Source organism: Leptolyngbya sp. GB1-A1, assembly GCF_039962475.1.
Taxonomy (GTDB): Bacteria; Cyanobacteriota; Cyanobacteriia; order Elainellales; family Elainellaceae; genus Leptolyngbya_A.
In genome coordinates this window covers 1-21,029 of record NZ_JAMPLI010000067.1, presented here as the reverse complement: position 1 = coordinate 21,029, position 21,029 = coordinate 1, and the positions used below count along the sequence as shown (strand labels likewise).

At 50.4% G+C, this 21,029-nt stretch carries 19 protein-coding genes; 13 read left to right on the top strand and 6 right to left on the bottom strand.

Going from position 1 to position 21,029, the window contains the following annotated elements:
* Positions 1–427: 427 nt before the first annotated feature.
* Positions 428–1,195, bottom strand: coding sequence for an imidazole glycerol phosphate synthase subunit HisF (hisF, locus tag NDI45_RS28045; RefSeq protein ID WP_348249718.1), 768 nt, complete (start codon positions 1,193–1,195; stop codon positions 428–430).
* Positions 1,196–1,511: 316 nt separating this feature from the next.
* On the opposite strand from hisF, the gene NDI45_RS28040 reads away from it, so the two are divergent.
* From NDI45_RS28040 to NDI45_RS28000, 9 genes are all read left to right on the top strand, one after another.
* The gene (locus NDI45_RS28040; protein WP_190789921.1) at positions 1,512–1,706 is read left to right on the top strand and encodes a DUF2862 domain-containing protein; all 195 of its coding nucleotides are present in this window, start codon (positions 1,512–1,514) and stop codon (positions 1,704–1,706) included.
* A 458-nt stretch (positions 1,707–2,164) separates the two neighbouring features.
* Positions 2,165–3,262, top strand: coding sequence for an ArsA family ATPase (locus NDI45_RS28035; protein WP_348249717.1), 1,098 nt, complete (start codon positions 2,165–2,167; stop codon positions 3,260–3,262).
* A 589-nt stretch (positions 3,263–3,851) separates the two neighbouring features.
* Entirely contained in the window at positions 3,852–4,625 is a 774-nt protein-coding gene (rfbF, locus tag NDI45_RS28030) for a glucose-1-phosphate cytidylyltransferase (protein WP_190789919.1), read from the top strand.
* Positions 4,626–4,698: 73 nt separating this feature from the next.
* The gene (gene lhgO / locus NDI45_RS28025) at positions 4,699–5,907 is read left to right on the top strand and encodes an L-2-hydroxyglutarate oxidase (protein ID WP_348249716.1); all 1,209 of its coding nucleotides are present in this window, start codon (positions 4,699–4,701) and stop codon (positions 5,905–5,907) included.
* 59 nt (positions 5,908–5,966) lie between these two features.
* Positions 5,967–6,992, top strand: a complete 1,026-nt coding sequence (locus NDI45_RS28020) for an SDR family oxidoreductase (RefSeq protein WP_348249715.1) — start codon at positions 5,967–5,969, stop codon at positions 6,990–6,992.
* Positions 6,992–7,531, top strand: coding sequence for a dTDP-4-dehydrorhamnose 3,5-epimerase (gene rfbC / locus NDI45_RS28015; protein WP_190793570.1), 540 nt, complete (start codon positions 6,992–6,994; stop codon positions 7,529–7,531). Before NDI45_RS28020 ends, rfbC begins: the two co-directional genes overlap by 1 nt.
* 130 nt (positions 7,532–7,661) lie before the next feature.
* Positions 7,662–8,645 carry a glycosyltransferase gene (locus tag NDI45_RS28010; protein WP_348249714.1) on the top strand — a complete coding sequence of 328 codons (984 nt, stop codon included), beginning with the start codon at positions 7,662–7,664 and terminating at the stop codon, positions 8,643–8,645.
* An 88-nt stretch (positions 8,646–8,733) separates the two neighbouring features.
* Complete coding sequence (locus NDI45_RS28005; RefSeq protein WP_190793568.1) at positions 8,734–10,089, top strand: Gfo/Idh/MocA family oxidoreductase; 1,356 nt, start codon at positions 8,734–8,736, stop codon at positions 10,087–10,089.
* 430 nt (positions 10,090–10,519) lie between these two features.
* Positions 10,520–11,518: a glycosyltransferase family 8 protein gene (locus tag NDI45_RS28000; protein ID WP_277879250.1), complete on the top strand. Its 999-nt coding sequence runs from the start codon at positions 10,520–10,522 to the stop codon at positions 11,516–11,518.
* A 15-nt stretch (positions 11,519–11,533) separates the two neighbouring features.
* On the opposite strand, the gene rsmG is transcribed toward NDI45_RS28000, so the two are convergent.
* Positions 11,534–12,334 (bottom strand): 16S rRNA (guanine(527)-N(7))-methyltransferase RsmG, encoded by an 801-nt coding sequence (gene rsmG, locus NDI45_RS27995; protein WP_190793566.1) that lies wholly within the window; start codon positions 12,332–12,334, stop codon positions 11,534–11,536.
* Positions 12,331–12,999, bottom strand: a complete 669-nt coding sequence (locus tag NDI45_RS27990; protein WP_190793565.1) for an ABC transporter ATP-binding protein — start codon at positions 12,997–12,999, stop codon at positions 12,331–12,333. Before NDI45_RS27990 ends, rsmG begins: the two co-directional genes overlap by 4 nt.
* Positions 13,000–13,384: 385 nt before the next feature.
* Between NDI45_RS27990 and NDI45_RS27985 the strand changes: the two genes are divergently transcribed.
* On the top strand, positions 13,385–14,308 hold the full coding sequence (locus tag NDI45_RS27985) for a Sll0314/Alr1548 family TPR repeat-containing protein (protein WP_190793564.1): 924 nt from the start codon (positions 13,385–13,387) through the stop codon (positions 14,306–14,308).
* Between the two features lie 181 nt (positions 14,309–14,489).
* Here NDI45_RS27985 and NDI45_RS27980 read toward each other — a convergent pair whose 3' ends face one another.
* On the bottom strand, positions 14,490–15,194 hold the full coding sequence (locus NDI45_RS27980; RefSeq protein ID WP_348249713.1) for a hypothetical protein: 705 nt from the start codon (positions 15,192–15,194) through the stop codon (positions 14,490–14,492).
* Between the two features lie 451 nt (positions 15,195–15,645).
* Between NDI45_RS27980 and petC the strand changes: the two genes are divergently transcribed.
* The 3 genes from petC to NDI45_RS27965 all read left to right on the top strand — a co-directional run bounded on the left by petC (position 15,646) and on the right by NDI45_RS27965 (position 18,679).
* The gene (gene petC, locus NDI45_RS27975; RefSeq protein ID WP_348249712.1) at positions 15,646–16,188 is read left to right on the top strand and encodes a cytochrome b6-f complex iron-sulfur subunit; all 543 of its coding nucleotides are present in this window, start codon (positions 15,646–15,648) and stop codon (positions 16,186–16,188) included.
* Between the two features lie 54 nt (positions 16,189–16,242).
* On the top strand, positions 16,243–17,232 hold the full coding sequence (gene petA, locus NDI45_RS27970; protein ID WP_348249711.1) for a cytochrome f: 990 nt from the start codon (positions 16,243–16,245) through the stop codon (positions 17,230–17,232).
* Positions 17,233–17,623: 391 nt separating this feature from the next.
* Positions 17,624–18,679 (top strand): pentapeptide repeat-containing protein, encoded by a 1,056-nt coding sequence (locus NDI45_RS27965; RefSeq protein WP_348249710.1) that lies wholly within the window; start codon positions 17,624–17,626, stop codon positions 18,677–18,679.
* Positions 18,680–18,822: 143 nt separating this feature from the next.
* Here the strand turns inward: NDI45_RS27965 and NDI45_RS27960 are convergent, their stop codons facing one another.
* Both NDI45_RS27960 and NDI45_RS27955 read right to left on the bottom strand, forming a co-directional pair.
* Positions 18,823–19,089 (bottom strand): YggT family protein, encoded by a 267-nt coding sequence (locus NDI45_RS27960; RefSeq protein WP_190793559.1) that lies wholly within the window; start codon positions 19,087–19,089, stop codon positions 18,823–18,825.
* Between the two features lie 450 nt (positions 19,090–19,539).
* The gene (locus NDI45_RS27955; protein WP_348249709.1) at positions 19,540–20,727 is read right to left on the bottom strand and encodes an FAD-binding oxidoreductase; all 1,188 of its coding nucleotides are present in this window, start codon (positions 20,725–20,727) and stop codon (positions 19,540–19,542) included.
* Between the last annotated feature and the right edge of the window lie 302 nt (positions 20,728–21,029).

The following is a 21,029-nucleotide window of genomic DNA, read 5'->3' as shown; positions in this document are numbered from 1 at the left end:
AAAGCCAGGGTCAATTGGAGATTTTCCAGTGCAGGTGCGCGCATTCGGTTAGGGCATCTCTATCCTAAATTAAAGCATGCTAACTAGGCAAAGTTTATTTGGTGAACTACTAGTCTCATCCTCGTAATCTATCTAAATGAGGAAAGCTAAACAGGGAAAGCGACGTGAGATGAAATAGGGCAACAGCAGGGTCATGAACGATCGGGTGCAGCAGAATGGCTGGGAGGATGACTGGGATGTTGTATGGGAAAGAGCAGCTTCAAAGCTTAATTCAGGGTTGTAGTTGTCGTCTAAACCGCTCCCAAACCCTGCAATTAGGGAACCTAGTCCCCTTAGGATTCTCAAAGTCCCTGTTCATGGCGAATTTAGGAGCAAGCTAGCACCTCGAACACTCTTCAAACCTCCTCTAATCGGTCAGTTCATTTCCCTACTGACGCACTAAAATGCTCTTCTCAGTAAGATAAGACTTAATTTCAGCAACGGTAAGGTGCCCATAGTGCAGTAGTGAAGCCAGTAAGGCTGCCTCTGCTTGACCTTCGGTTAACGCTTCATAAATGTGTTGACAGTTGCCCGCGCCGCCCGAAGCAATCACCGGAATCTGCACATTAGCGGCGATCGTGCGAGTTAGCTCCAGGTCATAGCCTGCTTGGGTTCCATCTGCGTCCATGCTGGTTAGCAGCAGTTCTCCGGCTCCGCGCTGCTCGACCTCTTTTGCCCAAGTCACGGCATCCTTGCCCGCATTTTCCCGCCCGCCTCGGACATAGACATCCCACCCTGGATTTGCCGGATCTTCCCGTCTGCGGGCATCGATCGCGATCACAATGCATTGATTGCCAAACCGATCGCTGGCTCGATCAATTAAATCAGGGTCACGAACGGCGGCTGAGTTAAGGCTCACTTTATCTGCCCCGGCTCGTAACAATTTTTTAATAGTTTCTAAGGATTGAATGCCGCCGCCGACTGTTAGCGGGATAAATACCTGCTCTGCGGTGCGATAAACCACGTCGTAAATAATGTCACGGTCTTCATGGGTTGCCGTGATATCCAGAAAAACTAGTTCGTCTGCCCCTGCCTGATTGTAAATCTGCGCCAACTCCACGGGGTCACCCGCATCCCGCAAATTAACAAAGTTAACCCCCTTAACGACTCTTCCTGCTTTGACATCAAGACAGGGCAAAATCCGTTTTGCCAGCATAGTTCTCCTACCCCCCTTCCAATTTTGATCGCTGCTGTAAGCAATTCAGCTTGAGTGTGAATCAACAGGATGAATCAACGCAAACAATTGGCAGTTTAACCAGACCTCTGCTCAATATCACCATCTGTCCTCACTCAACCTTCAGCCCGCTGAAATCACTCAGTCGCAAAACTCGCTAACCCGGTTATCAGAATAGCTTGATAGCCTGTCTAGGCACAAATGCAGCTTTCGGCTAACTTTTGATAATCGCAGTCAAGACACTGATACACTAATTCATGTTTGTTTAAGCGTATTGTTCGTATTCTTGAGAGTGGCGATGGAAATCGGTCAAAAAGTGCGCGTGCGTCGGTTGCGCGATCGTTCTCCGAAAGCGGTGGTCGATTGCTTGGGTAAGACAGGTGTAATCAACGGATTCAAGATGACAGATGGCAGCGGGATTGGTGTCATTGTGAAGTTTGACAACGGGTTCACGACCTGGTTTTTTGAAGACGAGCTAGAGTCAACCAACTAGCCGCTGACTCAGAACGTCTTTAACCAATGCAAGGAATGCCCTCGATGAGCCAGGACAAACTGAATCCTCCATCAGTACGAGGGCAGTCCAAAAGATTCACTGTTACGATAACCTGAATCAATCTGCAACGAGCAAGACAGTATCCAAAACAGCAGGCTTCAGGCGATGCAAAGCAGTCTTCCCTCTAGGTAATCGGCTTACATCAGCTCGCTTTACATTGGCGCATTACATCAGCAAGGAAACCTTTGCTACAGGGCGACTGCTACTAGGCGGCAACCGCCAAGCAAATTCTGCTTCAGGATCAGGTAAACTGGCTGCAATGATGATATTAGGTTTACTTATCATTCGAAGTCATCTGTTCTGGATTCACAGTCTACGGTTGCTAATTTTTGGCAATAGGTTTGCTGTGGGTTGATTTGCTCATACGAGCAGTCCTCTATCGTTAGGCATTTCTGGCAATGGCGTTGATTCTGACATTTTTGGGCAAAGGCGGGACAGGGCGTAGCACGATCGCAGTTGCAGCCGCAAAGCAGCTCGCCGCTCAGGGAAAGCGTGTTTTGTTTGCAGCACAAGACCCAACTCCGGCGATCGATCTTCTGCTCGAAACCGCATTAACGGCTGATCCGCAACCCATTGCTGCCAATTTGCAGGCAGTCAAGCTGTATTCGACTGTGCTGCTCGAACGAAGCTGGGAAGAACTGAAAAAGCTCGAAGCTCAGTATTTGCGATCACCTTTCTTCAAAGCGGTTTACGGGCAGGAGTTAGGTGTGCTTCCCGGCATGGACAGTGCCCTGGCGTTGAATGCGATTCGCGAATATGAAAACAGCGGCAGCTACGATGTCATCGTGTACGACGGCAGTGGCGATTCTGCAACCCTGCGAATGTTGGGAATGCCGGAGATCTTGAGCTGGTATGTTCGTCGATTTCGTCAGGTGTTTGCTGATTCTGATCTGGGCAAGACGATTTCGCCCTTTGTGCAGCCGATCGCCAGCGCAGTTCTCAATGTCAACTGGTCGAGCGGCGATATTTTTTCCCAGCCTGCCGCTGCTCAGGTGAATAACTTACTGGAAGAGGGCAGATCTGCCGTTGCCGACCCCAATCGGGTGATTGCCTATCTAGTCACGGGCACCGATCCTGGTGCAGTGGCAACCGCGCAGTATCTTTGGGGAAGTGCCCAGCAGGTAGGGCTGACGATCGGCGGAGTGCTGCTCAACCAGGCACAGACAACGGAAACTCTGGAAAGCACCTTTGCTCCGCTGAGTATGCGATCGATTCCTATCAAGCAGGGAGATTGGCAGCCCATTATGTCAGCTTTACCTGATTTTACTCAGGCGACTCAGGCTCCGCGTCCGATTCGGATTGATACCGCAGAGCGCAAAGTTTATCTGTTTCTGCCCGGCTTTGATAAAAAACAGGTGAAGCTAACTCAGTATGGTCCTGAAGTCACGATCGAAGCGGGCGATCAGCGTCGCAATATTTTTCTGCCGCAGCAGTTAAGCGGTAGGCCTGTATCCGGGGCAAAGTTTCAGGAAGGCTATTTAATCATCTCGTTCTAGCGCTAAAAAAACCTGATTAATCTCTGTAATCAATGCTGCTCTAACCATAGGGCAGTTTTTCAATGTACGTAGGTTTCCACAGATATCAAAAGCTTTCATCCAGTTTTCATAGAGCTGATCGGTTAATTTACTCTGTCTTTACAGCGTCGTTTCTAGCTTCTTGTTAATCTCGTATCAGGTTAAATTACAGCAATTCTACGGATTCAAAGGCTCTATCTCAGGCTTTATTTCTAAGTCTTAGTTTGATTGTCATTGGTTCCATTCATCTAAAAATTGCTGGGTACTCTGTTCTAGTTCGTTTTTCTCAAAGCAAGCATGTTCTCACGATAGGTCGCGCTATTCAAGCTGCATCCATTTCAACACTCCGTTACCCGTTCAGATATCTTAGATAGTTTAAGAGCGATGCTCAGCGAACTTAAAGCGAGCAAACCTAACGTGAGCAAGATTAAAGTTTGAGTTCAACAAGTTGGTTCAAAAGTTGATTCAACAAATTTAACTTCAGGCATGCTTCTAGAGTTAAATTGAGTCTTCTTGGAAGCAGCGAACTTGGCTATAAAAGTAAATCCCTTCTAACGCAAGAGGTAGGTGCATGAAAGCAGTCATTCTAGCTGGTGGTTTAGGAACTCGTCTGAGTGAAGAAACAGCAATCAAACCTAAACCAATGGTGGAGATTGGGGGACAACCCATTCTCTGGCACATTATGAAGGTGTATTCCGCTCACGGCATCAATGATTTCATTATTTGCTGTGGTTACAAAGGTTTTGTGATCAAAGAGTTCTTCGCAAATTACTTTTTGCGGATGTCGGATGTCACCTTCGATATGCGTTACAACCAGATGAACATTCATGCTGGAAATGCAGAACCCTGGCGCGTCACGCTGGTTGACACCGGAGAAAATACGATGACGGGCGGACGCCTAAAGCGCGTTCGGGAACACGTCGGTAACGACACATTTTGCTTCACCTACGGAGATGGCGTCGGCAATGTCAATATTACCGAACTCGTCGCATTCCACAAGGCTCAAAAAACCCTGGCGACCCTGACGGCGGTGCAGCCCCCCGGACGATTTGGCGCACTCTCTTTGGGACAAGGACAAACCAAGATCGAGCAGTTTCATGAAAAGCCAACCGGAGACGGAGCCTGGATTAACGGCGGCTACTTTGTGCTGGAGCCAGAGACGATCGACTACATCACTGACGATTCTGTGATGTGGGAACACGAGCCGCTCAGCAAAATTGCCCAGGATAGTGAACTGTCTGCTTTCCGGCATGAGGGCTTTTGGCAACCCATGGATACTCTCCGCGATAAAAACTATCTGGAAGGTCTGTGGCAGAGCGGCAAAGCTCCCTGGAAAGTCTGGTAGTCAATGGGATCAGGATTGGGACGAAAAAAGAACAGTTCATTATATCTGTTGCTGATTTGTTTAGAGAGAAGCTATGTACGACTTTGCGATTATCGGGGGCGGAATCGTTGGGCTATCCGTGGGGATGGCACTGGGAAAACGATATCCAGACTGCAAAATCTTGCTCCTCGAAAAAGAAAGCCAGTGGGCATTTCACCAAACGGGTAATAACAGCGGAGTAATTCATTCTGGGGTTTATTACAAACCAGGCAGCTTTAAAGCGAAATTTTGTCGCGATGGCTGTGAATCAATGGTGAATTTTTGCCAGGAGCATAATATCCCCCACGAGGTTTGTGGCAAGGTCATTGTTGCAACCGAAGAGAAGGAATTGCCCCTGCTGGAAAACCTGTATCAGCGAGGCTTGCAAAACGGAATTCCGGTGGCTCGCATTGCTGCTGAACAGGTCAAGGAATACGAACCCTATGTTAATTGCTTAGCAGGCATTCGGGTTCACTCAACGGGCATTGCTGACTATAAGAAAGTTGCCCAAAAATATGCCGAATTGATTGAGCAGCAGGGCGGCGATCTTCGCCTCAATACCCGTGTTCTCAAAATCAAAAGTACAGCACAGGGACAGGTTGTTGAGACGAATCAGGGCGATTTCTCGGCGCGGTTTGTGGTGAACTGTGCTGGGTTGCAGAGCGATCGCGTTGCCAAACTGGGCGGCGTTGATCCACAAGCGAAAATCGTTCCCTTTCGCGGTGAATATTACGAACTGACCCCCGAAAAGCGATATCTGGTCAAGGGCTTGATTTATCCGGTTCCCAATCCTGATTTTCCGTTCTTAGGGGTTCACTTCACGCGCATGATTGACGGAACCGTCCACGCTGGACCCAACGCCGTTTTAAGCCTGAAGCGCGAAGGTTACAAAAAGACCGATTTTGACCTGCGCGATTTTGCGGAAGTCATGGCCTTCCCCGGTTTCTGGAAGCTGGCAGCTAAGCACTATGACGAAGGCTTTAAAGAAATCGTGCGATCGTTCAGCAAAGCGGCATTTGTTCACAGTTTGCAGCGTCTCATCCCCGATGTGCAGATGGACGATGTCATCCCCACCCATGCAGGCGTCCGGGCACAGGCATTAATGGATGACGGCAAACTGGTCGATGATTTTCTGATTATTCCGGGCGATCGATCGATCCATGTTTGCAATGCGCCTTCTCCGGCAGCAACCTCCTCGCTCGAGATTGGTAAAGCGGTCGCCGCGCAAATTCCTGCCCCCGAGCGGACAACGGTTGCCCTGTAGTTCATCCTTCAGGTTGTTCGCCTCATTTTGTACTCTTTTGCACTACAAGCACTAACATCATGAAAGTTTTCGTTACTGGCACAGAAGGCTACCTCGGTTCTCTCTTTGCTCCCTTGTTGATGGAGCGGGGACACGAAGTGATTGCAGTTGACACGGGTTACTACAAGGTCGGCTGGCTTTACAACGGCACTTCCCTCACGGCAAAAACGCTGAACAAGGACATTCGCCACATCACGGTCGAAGACCTGCAAGGTGTTGATGCGATCGTTCACATGGCTGAACTATCAAACGACCCCACCGGACAACTCGCACCCCACATTACCTACGAGATTAACCACAAAGGGTCAGTACGTCTGGCAGAGTTAGCCAAGCAAGCCGGAGTGCGGCGGTTTGTGTATATGTCTTCTTGCAGCGTGTATGGCGTTGCTAGCGCAGGAGACGTAACGGAAGAAACGCCTGTGAATCCTCAGACCGCCTATGCTGAGTGTAAAGCGATGGTCGAGCGCGATGTCACCAAGATGGCAGACGACGACTTCTCACCCACCTTCATGCGAAATGCGACCGCCTTTGGGGCTTCCCCCCGGATGCGCTTCGATATTGTGTTGAACAACCTGTCGGGTCTTGCCTGGACGACCAAAGAAATTAAAATGACCAGCGACGGCACACCCTGGCGTCCTCTGGTTCACGCGCTAGATATTGCTAAGGCTCTGATCTGCACGCTGGAAGCCCCCCGCGACATTGTTCACAATCAAATCTTCAACGTGGGCGATACCGCCAATAACTACCAGGTAAGAGAGATTGCCGAAATTGTTGCAGATGTCTTTAAGGGCTGCGCCGTCAGCTTTGGCAACAACGGTTCAGACAACCGCAGCTATCGGGTATCCTTCGAGAAAATCAACACCCAGCTTCCTGGCTTTAAGTGTGAGTGGAATGCCCAGCGCGGCGCACAGCAGCTTTTTGACGTGTTCAGCCAAATCGACATGACTCAAGAAATCTTCGAGTCGAGAGGGTTTACTCGTCTGAAGCAGTTGGAATACCTGATTCGCACTCAGCAAATTGACAAAGATTTCTTCTGGAGCAAGTAATGATTTTTACCGAAACAAAGCTAAAAGGCGCATTCATCATTGACCTGGAACTGCGCGAAGACAATCGCGGTGCTTTTGCCCGGACTTTCTGTGCACAAGAGTTTGAAGCTCACGGGCTAAAGCCGACCGTTGCTCAGTGCAACCTGTCTTACAACTACAAGGCGGGAACCCTGCGCGGTATGCATTATCAGGTTGCTCCTGCCTGTGAAACGAAGCTGGTTCGCTGCACGAAGGGCGCAATCTATGACGTGATTATTGATATGCGCCCCGATTCGCCGACCTATATGCAGCACATCGGCGTGGAACTCACGGAAGAAAACCATCGTGCGCTATATGTTCCAGAGATGTTTGCTCACGGCTATCAGGCACTCACCGATGGGGCTGAAGTGACTTATCAAGTGGGCGAGTTCTACACTCCCGGCTATGAGCGGGGACTTCGGTACAACGATCCTACCTTTGGGATTCAGTGGCCCATGCCTGTAACGGTCATTTCGGAGAAAGATGCAAACTGGGCACTGTTTGAACCAGTTCCCGTTTAGGGTTAATTTCTTTGAGCCAGATGGGTGTAAGTCAGGGTCTTTTGTTCCTGCTACACCCGTCTAAGCAAGAGGATGAGGGGCGATCGCATCTGTACGAACTGACAATTTTCTGATTTCTCTAGGATGTTTCATGAAGATTAGTGTTATTCTCCCGTGTTATAACGGTGCTGCAACGATCGCAGTTCAGTTAGAAGCACTGGTAAACCAGCAATGGGGTGGCGAGTGGGAGCTAGTTGTGGTGAACAATGGCTCAACGGATGATTCCATGAAAATTGTTGAGCAGTATCGCGATCGTCTTCCTGATCTAAAAATTGTTCAGGCTCACGATTTTTCAAAACCCCGGCTTGGCGTAGCGCATTCCTACAATACAGGCGTAAAAGCAGCTTCAGGAGACGCATTTTGCTTCTGTGAAGCAGATGATGAAGTCTCTCCCAGTTGGTTAGCGGCAATGGCGGAAGCACTCTGTCTTTATGACAGTGTTGCGGGACCATTAGAATACACGAGGTTAAATGAACCCTGGCTCGTTGCAGCCTGTAATTACGGCAAGTGGTATCAGTCAGAAGGGTTAATGGACAGCGACATTCCGCATCCTCCCCATCTCCCGTTCTCCTTCGGCTGTAATCTGGGAATGAAGCGTTCGGTGTACGAAGCAGTTGGAGATTTTAATTTGGAAGTCTCTACTGCATGGGATGCTGACTATTGCTGGAGAATTCAGCTTGCAAGATTTCCCTTACACTTCGCTCCAGATGCTGTTGTTCACTATCGCCTGCGTCATAGTTATGCAGCCATGTACCGACAGGCGCAGAACTGGGGATGGGATCATGTACCGCTGCTATTGCGCTACAGCGACCGTTCGTTTGGGTGGTACACCCTACTCAAAGAATTGGTTTCGATGTCTTCCTACTTAGTAAGTGGCATCAAACTGTATTTAATGAGTACGTTTAATATCCGGCGTGGCAGGGGTGGCTTTGCGCTTTGGTGCTGGGGGATGGGATTCAAGATTGGCTACATCAAGAGCCTTCTCGCGAATGACTTATTGCCTGCCCTGTTTTCCAAAGAGCGATCAAGTGTCCTCAAACCCGCATTCCCCCGCATGGTTCAACCAAGAGCCTAACCAGAAATTGATGATTGGCTACCTCAACAGGGGCCTGGAATAAAGGTCAAGTAAAACGTTTTGTTTTAGATTTATAGGGAGTTTTTGAATGTTTATTGTTGATACTGCTTTGCAAGCACGCGCTGAAGCTGGAAATCCTGTTCGTGTTGCGATGGTTGGCGCAGGCTTCATGGGGCGTGGGATTGCGAATCAAATTGTGAATTCTGTTCCGGGAATGGAACTGGTTGCGATTTCCAACCGCAGCCTGGATGGTGCAAAGCGGGCTTACACCGAAGTAGGTATTGAAGATGCACGGGTGGTCAATACCGTTGCCGATCTAGAAGCTACGATTGCCCAGGGCAAATATGCCGTTACCGACGATGCCTTGTTGCTCTGCCGTGCCGAAGGCATCGATGCGATTGTGGAAGTCACGGGCGCGATCGAGTTTGGTGCTCATGTGGTGCTGGAAGCATTTGCTCACAAAAAGCACGTTATTCTGATGAACGCTGAGCTGGACGGCACGATCGGACCCATTCTGAAGGTATATGCCGATAAAGCGGGCGTGATTCTTTCTGCCTGCGACGGCGATCAGCCCGGTGTGCAGATGAACCTTTATCGGTTTGTCAAGAGCATCGGACTCACCCCACTGCTCTGCGGCAATATCAAAGGTCTGCAAGACCCCTACCGCAACCCCACCACGCAGGAAGGCTTTGCCAAGCAGTGGGGACAAAAAGCGCACATGGTGACGAGCTTTGCCGATGGAACGAAGATTTCCTTTGAGCAGGCGATCGTGGCGAATGCAACTGGCATGACTGTCGCCAAGCGCGGGATGTATGGCTATGACTTCAATCGTCACAAGGACGAACTGGTTGAGCGATTCAACCTCAAGTACACCGGACATATCGACGACTGCACCAAAATGTATGACGTCGACCAATTAAAAGAGCTGGGCGGCATTGTGGATTATGTGGTTGGGGTTCGTCCGGGTCCGGGTGTGTTTGTGTTCGCAACCCACGATGACCTCAAGCAGCAGCACTACCTGAACCTTTACAAGCTGGGCGAAGGTCCGCTGTACAGCTTCTACACGCCCTATCACCTCTGCCACTTTGAAGTTCCGCTGTCGGTTGCCCGCGTGGTCCTGTTTAAGGATGCAGTCATGGCTCCGATCGCCGGTCCGAAGGTCGATGTAATCACCACTGCCAAGATTGACCTGAAGGCAGGCGAAACGCTTGATGGTTTGGGCTATTACATGACCTACGGCGAATGCGAAACCGCTGAAATCACGCAGAAGCAGCGGCTCCTGCCGATCGGCTTAGCAGAAGGATGCCGTTTGAAGCGAGATATCCCCAAAGACCAAGCGTTGACCTACGACGATGTGGAACTGCCAGAAGGTCGTCTGTGCGACAAGCTGCGAGCAGAGCAAGATGCCTACTTTGCTCCAGTGAAAGAAGCCGTTGCAGTTTAATGCTGGATTGACAAGGCGTTGCGTGGCATATGGAAATTAGTTTGAACGTCTAATGCTCTAAGTGTCGCGGAAGCTAAGTCAGTTCTCGAAGCAGAGTTACAGATTGGTAGGGGCAGTTCACGAGCTGCCCTTACAGATTTTTATTACGGTAAGTGATTGCGACAGAACCAGTTTTCAACTGGAGACACTGCATAAAGTTATCTATTGAAGTTTAGTTCCAAGCCATCTTAAATATTGTGAGTAAGATAGTGCTTTAATTGATATTAAAATCCGGTAAATCAGGGTTGTTTATAGAAGATAGAGTTAGAACTAACTAAACAAACTTATGTTGATAAGGCTTCAACTACTCCTCAGGAGACTAGAGAAGTGATAAGTAGAAGCTACGACAGAAGACATAAGAAAACATAAACCGTTGAACAGATTCAGTTTCATGCAATCTCATATTCCTGATGCTCAGCCGATCGTTGTCGTTTGCTCAGCCGATGAAATTTACGCAATGCCCCTGACAGTGACGATCTACTCAGTACTGTCTAATTTGGCAAGCAAAGCAACGAAAATCCTACTCTTCATTATGGATGGCGGCATTAAAAAAGCAACGAAACGAAAAATTGAATCCTCTCTTCGATCGAATCAATTAGAAATACAGTGGATTCAGATTGATCGGAATCAGTATAAAAACCTGCCGGAACTACGGTATCTCACTGTTGCTGCTTATTACCGTCTCTTGGTCACAGAGGTTTTACCAAAAGAATTCGAAAAAGTAATTTATCTAGACAGCGACATGGTTGTTCTGGGGCCGCTAGAAGAGCTGTGGCAGGTTGAGCTGGGAGACAAACCTGTCTTGGCAATCCGGAATGGATACCCCCATTTATTCTCGCTCGTTCCAGGTTTGAGTAACTATAAGGAACTGGGATTAAATCCTGATTCTTTATACTTCAACAGTGGATTGTTAGTAATTAATCTTCAGAAATGGCGGGAAGATCGCATTGGGGCGAAGGCGCTTGAATTTATTGAACAGAATCGAGCGACGATTCACGATCCTGATCAGGATGCTCTCAATGCAGTTTTAGAAGGGCAATGGGGCGAGCTTGATCCGCGCTGGAATCAAATGCCGCAAATCTATGAGTTTTCTGACTGGAAAGAAAGCCCTTTTGATGATCCAGAAACTTATCAGTCCGTTCTCGATGATCCTTTGATTGTTCACTATGCCATCTCTAAGCCGTGGCATTTGGCCTGCAATCATCCTGCAATTCCTTTATTTGAACATTACCTTGATCAGACTGCCTGGGCAGGTGTCCGAGACACACGACTCAACCTCTTTATAAGGAAGGTAAAGCGAGAAATACGCTCCTGGCGTAACTCACGCAATGAAAACTATGCCTCCTCTTCGCTGCCAAAGACAGCCAGTGAGAGTACGGTGAAAGTCTAATCTCTGCCGTTGAACTTATCCTAAGGGTTTCTGCGTCGGCACTCCGATCGCCCTCGGAAACTCGATCGGAGTTGGCTTCTCTTTCTGAATGTGAATACAGTGGCGAACGCTTCCAGTAAAAGGAGTCGTGAAGGCATCAATAAACACCTGCTTACCGCCCAGCGGTGCTAAAGCGCGATCGAGGCCGGTTTGTTCTTCGTCTGTCCACTGTCCGCGATAAAGTATCGCCGTGCCTCCCTGCTTCAGGAGCGGCAGCGCATACTCGGCACAAACCGACGCAGCAGAAACCGCCCGAATCAGAGCCAAATCGTATCGATCGCGATAGTTACTCTGTTGTCCGATCGCTTCTACCCGAGCGACCAGGGTTTTGGCGTTCGGCAATTCCAGATGGGCGAGCAGCGTGTCAATAAAAGCAATTTTTTTGCGGGTCGAGTCGAGTAGCGTCATTTGCCAGTGCGGACAAACGATCGCCGCAGGCACACCGGGAAATCCGGCTCCAGTTCCAATGTCGATTACCGTGACGGGGGAACTGCTTCGCATCGCCCTCAAAGCATTTGCATCAGAATCAGTTGAACAAATCCAGGGTTGAATGCCGCGCAGTGAGTCCCAGAGGTGCTTTTCCCAGAATTCTTGCGGCTCGGTAATCCGGGTCAGATTAAGCTGACGATTGCCTGTGAGAATCGCTCGGTAAAGCTGCTGAAATTGCTGCTGCTGTTCTGGGGTGGGCTGCCAGCCGATTGTCTTTTGCCATACTTCAGCGAGTTCTGGCAACGCTGTTTCGTGAGGGGCTTCAATGCTGGATTCCTGCTGGCTCATCCCTGCACAACCGTTTCCTTATCTAGCAGCGATTCTGGATCAGACGCAGCTAGTTCTCCGTGTTGCAGTGTCCAACAGCAATCGGCGATGCCCGCAATTTCACCCGGTTCATGGGAAACAACGAGCAAACTCCATTCGCGCTTTAGCTCTGCTAGCAAAGAAATAAGCTGACGGCGCATTGACCAGTCCAGCCCCGCAGTGGGTTCATCCAGCAGCAGCACCCCAGGCTGACGAATAAGCTGCACCGCAAGGGCAAGACGTCTTTGCTGTCCACCGCTTAGCGATCGAGGTGAAGCCTGAAGCGAAATGTGATCCAGCCTGACGGCTTCTAAAGCGCGATCGATTCGCTCTTTGCCGAGTTCCGGATGCCCGAGGCGCAGTTCTTCCAGAATGGTATGTCCGCAAAAGTGCCGTTCGGGAAACTGGAACACCAGTCCGGCAAGCTGCTGAAGCTGATCCGGCGTTAGCTCTTGCTCGCGCCAAAATAGGCTGCCAGAGGTTTTCTTTGCCAGACCCGCCAAAATTTCCAGCAGCGTACTTTTGCCCGATCCGCTCGGACCGACAATTAGCCCAAGCTGCTGCGGAGCCAGTTCAAGCTGAACAGATTTCAGAATCGGGGCAGGGGTGGCTGCCGGATGATAGGTTAAATCTTTAAGATAGAGCATTCACGATCGCGACACGAATGAGGGCTGGGGCAGATTCAACCCGGCAGCATGTTTCCATAGTAGTCGAGGAAGGCAGCGGAAGGGAAAAGCACCACGGAACCTAGCGCGATCGATCGCGTCAAGGCAATTACCTGCCTTTACTCCCCGACTTCACGCTTGGGCGTTACCATAATTCTGAGAAGCGGCACTCGATTTTGTACCTTAGATCACAACTAAATCACATTTTCCAGGTAGACGGATCTGCGGTTAGGCAGTGGCTTGCCTCACTGATTGCCAATTCCTGCTTGAGAAAACGCTTCAATTCGGGGTGATTTGACCTTTTCCGTCCTTTCTTTTCTTAGTCCTCTTTAGTCCTCACTAACGTTTAGACCTACGGTGATTCGCTATGTCATTCTCCTTCCGAGCCAAACCTTCCCGATGGCGGCAGGTCACAGCAGCAGTCGCAGGTACACTGACGCTCACGCTTACAAGCTGGATTAGTCCCGCTCAGGCAGATCCTTTCCGTACTGCAAACCCGCATGAGGTGGGCGATCGAACAGAAGCCGCTTTCCGGTCACTGTTTGAGCAAGGCAACTACCAGCAGGCAGCGCAGCTTTTGCAAAACGCAGAACCGAATGAGCCGCTTGCCTATGCGATGAAAGCTTCCCTTGCTTATATTGATCAGGACTGGGAAGTGATGGGCGACAACGCTCGACTGACCCGCGAAACTGCAGAACGGCTCGTTCAGGCTGATCCCCTACGGGGCAATCTCTATATTGCAACAGGTTTATTTCTGGAAGGGGCGCACAGCCTCTCGACTCAGGGCACGGTACGGGCAACGCCACAGGTTTTGACAAGACTTCAGCAGGTCTTTCGGCATCTAGGCGAAGCAGAGGAGATTAATCCCAACGACCCAGAACTCAATTTGCTCAAAGGCTATATGGATCTAATGCTGGCAGTGAATCTGCCGTTTGCCAATCCAGAGCAGGCAATCGAGCGACTGCAAACCCGTGCTGCACCTCAGTATCTCGCTCAGCGGGGGATTGCGATCGCCTATCGAGATCTGGATAAGCCTGCTGAGGCTCTCGCCGCCGTAGATGCTGCCCTTCAGCAAACGCCCAACAATCCCGAACTGCTCTACCTCAAAGCGCAAATTTTGAGAAAGCAGGGTAACGGACAGGAAAGCATTCGTCTTTTCCGGCAGGCGTTAGCAAAACAGGCACAGTTGCCGCCCAACCTGGTGCGCCAGATTGCCTGGGAACAGTGCCGCACGATTAATCAGGTTCGTAACCGAAATCGTGACTGTTCGCGGGTGACGACGGGCGAGTAGAGCAAAGGAATTGCAAAATCTGAAAAGCAGGTTGGATACAGCGCCAACCCAGCATCTTTATCTCACCTGCTTTTTCATGCCTTTTCGCGTTCTTCAACACTTTCAGGAAGTCGGAGCAGGACTCTCCAGCAGACTCACCAGTATTCGTTCCGGTATCTACCCCTATTCCTGCTCCACCCCATTAATAAAGAGCAGGGATTGAAGGAGGAGCAGTGACTGTTCCAGTACCCGTTCCCGTCGTATCTACCTCTGCGTCGATGGTTGTCCCCGTACCTGTGTTGATGCCCGTGCCTGTTGTTGTATCGATCGCAGCGCCCGGAAGCGGAATTTCTTGACCACTGGGAATAAAGCTGGGCAAAAAGTCGCGGGGACGATCGCTGGAGGCAATGCAGTTCACCATCGCTTCATCGGTAGACAAGGCAGAAATCCCGCTCCGCAGCCCCACGACACAGCTAGAGAAGCGAACGGGCAGCAAACTCCGGCGACAGTTGTCCAACACATTGGTTAAAACGGTGCCTCCACTACTGCCGTCGCTGATACTGATGACGCAGGTTGCCAGGTCATTTGGGCGACGCACTCGCCGACAATTTGACAGTGCATCATTTGCTGTGATCGTCGTATCTCCATTAATTCGGCTCACACATTCACCCAGCGAGCGGGGAAACAAAGCGGCTGCGCAGGCGGCTGCCACGTCAGTTGATGCAAGCTGCAAGCCAGACAGGGCATTGACACAGACTTCGTAGTCTCTAGGTCTGTCTCCGAGGGGCGTGGTGCGATACTCCTGGGTAACTGAACCCGCAGGCAGCGAAAAAGCGACCAGTCCGGCAACGGTGAGCGGGAGAGCGCTGAGCCGCAAAAAGGGCGATCGAATTGTGTAATAACGCATCGTAAATCTTGTGAGCGATAGATGAGCAGTAAAAGTAAGCAGTTGATCTAAGCAGTCGTATGAGTGAAGCAGTCGTATGAGTGAGAAGAATAGATCTCTGGCAAAGTTATTTTACTGAATTCGCCTGCCTTCCGCGCACTCCCAAAGGTTTCTCCCTGGCGGCAGAGGTCTAAACCCTGAATCTCTCCTATCTTGCTCACCTTATCATTAAGCAAAGTAAGGTTAAGTTGTAAAATACAAGGGGAGTGCGAAAGTGCTGCGATCGATTGGCTGTACAATCAGCAACACAAGCATTTTTCTTTGCCTCACCGTCATTAGATAAGCTTACTTTCTGTATCTGCGGGATGAGAGTGCCGCTATAAAAAACGCAGAAAAGATACAGAACTTAACGCAAATCTGCTGATTCATCCCCTGACCAACTCGCTAACCGTTTAACTCGATCGAAATAATCATGGCTCAAATCTCTGGAACCCCCGATGTCCCCGATATGGGGCGACGACAATTCATGAACCTTCTGACTTTCGGTGCAGTGACCGGAACAGCTCTGGGCGCACTTTATCCGGTGGTCAAATACTTTATCCCGGTGTCGAGCGGTGGTGCAGGTGGAGGAGTCACCGCAAAAGACGCGCTGGGTAACGATGTCACCGCTAAAAATTTTCTGGCAACCCATAAGCCCAGAGAGCGTGCTCTGGCACAAGGCTTGAAAGGCGACCCGACTTACATTGTGGTTGAAGATGCAGAGACGATCGCCAGCTATGGACTCAACGCCGTCTGTACACACCTGGGCTGCGTAGTTCCCTGGAATGCCAGCGAAAACAAATTCATCTGCCCCTGCCACGGTTCGCAGTACAACAACGAAGGGAAAGTCGTCCGCGGTCCGGCTCCGCTGTCTCTGGCACTTGTTCATGCAGACGTGAACGAAGACGACAAAGTGGTCTTTACTCAGTGGACGGAAACCGACTTCCGCACGGGCGAAAAACCCTGGTGGTCATAGGGCACGGAATCTGGCCTTAATTCGATCAAATCTGATATTCAACCCCTGTTACTCATGAAATTAGCTTTCTGGTCAACGCGATTTTCTCAGGGCAAGCAAGCCATTCTGAAAGGTTCTCTGGCACTGCTAGCGACCCTGACTCTGTTCTTTGGCAGCGATCTGCTCATTCCTCGTGCGGCGGCTGCCTATCCTTTCTGGGCGCAGCAAAACTACGAAACGCCCCGTGAAGCGACTGGACGTATCGTGTGTGCCAACTGCCACCTGGCAGCGAAGCCTGTGGACGTGGAAGTGCCCCAGGCAGTTCTGCCTGACACCGTATTTAAAGCGGTGGTCAAAATTCCTTATGATCTCAGCGCGCAGCAGGTGCAGGGCAACGGCGAACTAGGCGGACTGAACGTGGGTGCAGTGCTGATGCTGCCCGAAGGATTCAAGATTGCGCCGGAAGACCGAATTCCCGAAGAAATGAAGGAAGAAGTCGGTCCGGGCTATCTGTTCCAGCCCTATAGCGAAATCCAGGACAATGTCGTGCTGGTGGGTCCGCTGCCGGGCGATCAGTATCAGGAAATTGTTTTCCCGGTGCTTTCTCCTGATCCGGCGCAGGATAAGTCGGTTCATTTTGGTAAATACTCGGTTCACTTGGGCGGCAATCGTGGACGCGGACAGGTTTACCCTACAGGCGAAAAGAGCAATAACAATGTCTTCAATGCTTCGGTTGCAGGCACGATCGCCCAAATCACCAAAACTGACGACAACGGCTACTCGATCGCCATCCAGTCCGAAGACGGTAACACGGTGACGGAAACGATTCCGGCAGGTCCGCAGATCATGGTCTCTGAGGGCGATCAGGTGGTTGCAGGATCGGCTCTGACTAATAACCCCAACGTGGGCGGCTTTGGTCAACAAGATGCAGAAATCGTGCTTCAAAGCCCCAATCGCGTCAAGGGATTGATAGCATTCCTGGCAGCCGTCACGCTGTCACAAATTATGCTGGTGCTGAAGAAGAAGCAAATTGAGCGCGTGCAGGCGGCTGAAATGAACTTCTAATCGCGGCAGAGCGCTCTGGCTGTATAGGGAACCTATTCTACAGAACCGGATAACAGCCAACTTCATTATGTGAGTCATCACGTTAATTAGGGTACTTCCTGTCGGGAGTCCCTTTTTTGTTGCTGTAGTGAGATACAACAGCGCACCAACGAGGAAAACTGAATTGAGGAAAGCAATGGCTCAGGGTGCGCCGAGAGGCGTTGCAAAGCAGTTCCCCTATAGGGCAATCGTGCAAGTTTCTAATTCCTGACAGGGCACATTAAGGACAAGACAGAAGTAAACCTTCAGTTTGTCCTTTACTAGCCGAGGGCATAAGCGCAACGAACCTTGCGGTATCTGCAAAGCAACACGCAGCAGTTTCAGACGGCGGATGCAGGAAAAACACACCTTCATGGCAAATCAAGAGCATCTGATGCGGCTCAGGCAAGGAGTTGCAGTTTGGAACCACTGGCGACGGCAACATTCGGCAACGTTTCCTGACCTCAGCCGGGTCAGTTTGCATCAGATGGATTTGCGCGAGGTCAGTTTGCACCAGGCAAATTTACGCGATGTGGTGCTGAACGCTGCCGATTTCTCAATGGCAAACCTGCGACAAGCCGACTTGAGGCGATCGGATCTTCAGGAAGCCATTTTCTACACTGCGAACCTGGAAGAAGCTGACCTGCGCGAAGCCAACTTAGTCGGAGCTGACCTGCGCGAAGCTAACCTGCATGGAGCCGATTTGAGATCGATTAACGGTTCGGCAGCTTCGCTTTCGATGGCAAATTTGCGGCGATCGAATCTGCGGGAGGCACTGTTGTTGAAGACAAATCTGAGCTACGCCAACCTTTCCCATGCAGACTGCTGTTTAGGCAATTTTCGAGGAGCAAATTTGACTGAAGCAGATCTTACTGCTGCCAGACTTTATACTGCTGATTTGAGTCAGGCAATTCTCACCAAAGCCCGTCTACGACAAGCTGATTTACGAGAAGCTATCTGCGATCGAGCCACCCTGCAAAATGCTGACCTACGCGAAGCCAACCTCAGCATGGCAGTTTTGTCGGGTGCTGACCTCTCCAGCGCAACCCTGTATCGAGCGCGGCTGACTCGATCGAACTTGAGCCATGCGAATCTCACTTTGGCAAATTTGAGCGATGCCCGTTTCTGGCGCTCGGACTTAAACCAATCGAATTTGTCGGGCGCAAATTTATATCAAGCGTTGCTAGTGCAGGTAAATTTTCAAAACGCAATTCTGCATGAAGCAACCCTGTGCGAAGCCAATTTGACCCAGGCTGATCTGAGCCATGCTGATTTGAAACGAGCCAATTTGTCAGGGGCAAATCTCACCGGAGCCAATCTCAGCCATGCCAATCTTGCTCAGGCAGACCTGCGACAAACTCACCTTTGGGGAGCCAATTTGTCAGGGGCAGATTTAACGGGGACTGCTCTACCTGAAGGAATGATTTAACTGAGAGATTTAGCTGAGAGACACTTGTTTGCTGTGAAATGACTCGTGTTGGGCGTGCGATAGCAACACCAACAAAAGTTAATGCCGATAAAAAAGAGGGGGTTGAGATGCCCCCTTTGTTGTAGTGATTCAGGCTTAAACCCTTAAAGCGAGGCAGCAACCGCCTGCGTAAAGAGTGAGGACAGAACTTGCAGCAGCAGCAGTGCCAGAATCGGTGAGAAGTCCATGCCGCCGAGCGGGGGAATAATCGATCGAAACAGATTGAGATAAGGGTCGGTGAGTTGACTCAGAATTGCCCAAGGCTGATTGTACCAGTCAATATTGGGGAACCAGCTCAGCAAAATCCGAATGAACAGCAAAGCAGTGTAAATGCCGATAAAGGTCTGTAAGGCTTGCAAAAGGAGGTACATACAAACTGCCCTTGGGTGTCAAAATCCTCTACGGACTTAGAATAGCTTTAAACCCAGTTTAGCGAATATCTGTGCTTCGGTCTTTGAATCAGAAGCAGGAAATTCACGGTTTGCTTCAGAGGGATCAATAGACCTGCTTTAGGCTTGCTTTAGACCTGCTTTAGGCTTGCTTTAGACCTGCTTTAAAAATTGGTTTCATTCCTGGTTGCGAGTGCGATCGCGATCATCATGTCTCCTGCATGAATGCTCCTGCACAAATGCTTGCCCTCACCCTAAATCCCTCTCCCGCCTGTTTACTGTTTGGAGGCAAGGGACTTTGGATCTCATTAACGATCTGACGATTTATTGTCTTGCTTCCCTTTGCCCACCTGTTTAGGGTGGCTGGGAGAAAGGGCTGGGGAATGAGTGGCTCTTCTTTCAAACAGTCTGTCCGCCAGAAGCGATCGACATTTAAAATCGAGCTGGAGAAAGCTGAAGCAGCAGAGGATCGGGCTGTCCGGCAGCGTGGTAGGCAAAGCGACGGGCAAGGGGCGGCAGAATGGCAAACGGATTGCCAAAGCCTGAAAAAACATGAATTCCGGCTCGATCAGGAACTGCACCTACTAGAGGAAGCCGATCGCAGCTAAATGCCACCGGGCAACTGCGCCATTGTCCGGGCTGATCCTTCAATGCAGGCATCAGACGACCAATCGCCGATCGCATTGCCTGTTCCCCACCTAACGCTTCGGTTGGGGTCAGGGGATTGCTGAGAACGCGGCTGATTTGTCCAAAGCGGATGCGCCCGTCGCGAAACTGCACGATTCCAGCATCAAGAATGGCAGGGGTAATTTCCTGATCGGGTTCATTCCAAAGCGAGTCTACTGCTCCGGCAGCTGCCTCTAGCTCAAATCGCTTTAGCTCCGCAGGCATGACAAGCGACTGCAAGCGTACTTCTCCAGGCGGCAGTTCGATGAGTTCGGCGATCGTGGCATAAAGGCGAACTGCCAGACCTGCTTTGCGAAACAGCGATCGGCTCAACCCTCCAGCACAAACCACCACATTCTCACCAACATAGTGGCTTGTCTCAGTCTGAACTCCCTGGTAACGGGAGAGATCAGCTTCAGATTGCCAGAATCCTGTCACCTGCTCATAGCAAATCTCGCCGCCCAAGCGCAGAAACGCCTGCTGATAGGCCCGAACGATTGCTTCTGGAGAAACGTGCCCATGCTTCACAACTAGCGCGGCGGCAATGGCATCAGGATTAAGCAGAGGCTCCAGCTCACAGGCAATCACAGAATCAACCAGGGTTGGGACGACATCCATTTTGCTGTAGGCTGAGGCGACAGCTTGCGGATCGCGATCGGGGTCGATCGTCAGCAGCAAATCTACTTCGCGGTATTCGGTATCGCTGTCTAGCTCGGCAGATAGGGTGCGGTGCAGTTCAAGTCCTTCCTGGCAAAGCTGGCGCATCAAGGGCGTTGTGCCCGACCAGTAAGCAATACCGCCATAGCTGCACTGGGTCGCATTATGGGTTGTAGGAGAACTGGCTGTGGCAGACTGTTCTAGCATCAAAACGCGATATCCTGCCCGCGCCAGCTCATATCCCAGCGCAGAACCCGCCAGCCCACTGCCCACTACCAGCCAGTCGTAAGTTTTCATAGCGATTCGTCCTGGAGTCTGTTTCGCAATTTGTTCGGCGATCGAATATTAAAACTCTATAAAAACTTCGAGGAAACTCCAAGTTTTTGAAGTCCCTCAAGAACGGGTGTGCATTTAACCAAAAACTCTTACAGCAAATTTCATGTGAATAGACCACAGTGATTGAACCAACCAATGGCGTCATCTTCAGTAATGAACTGAACTGCTTCCGTCATCGCTTGGTCGAGGGCTTGATCGGTGCGAGCCGCTTTTGAGCGAAGAAACTGCTTGAGTTTCGACCAACAGAGTTCAATCGGAGATAG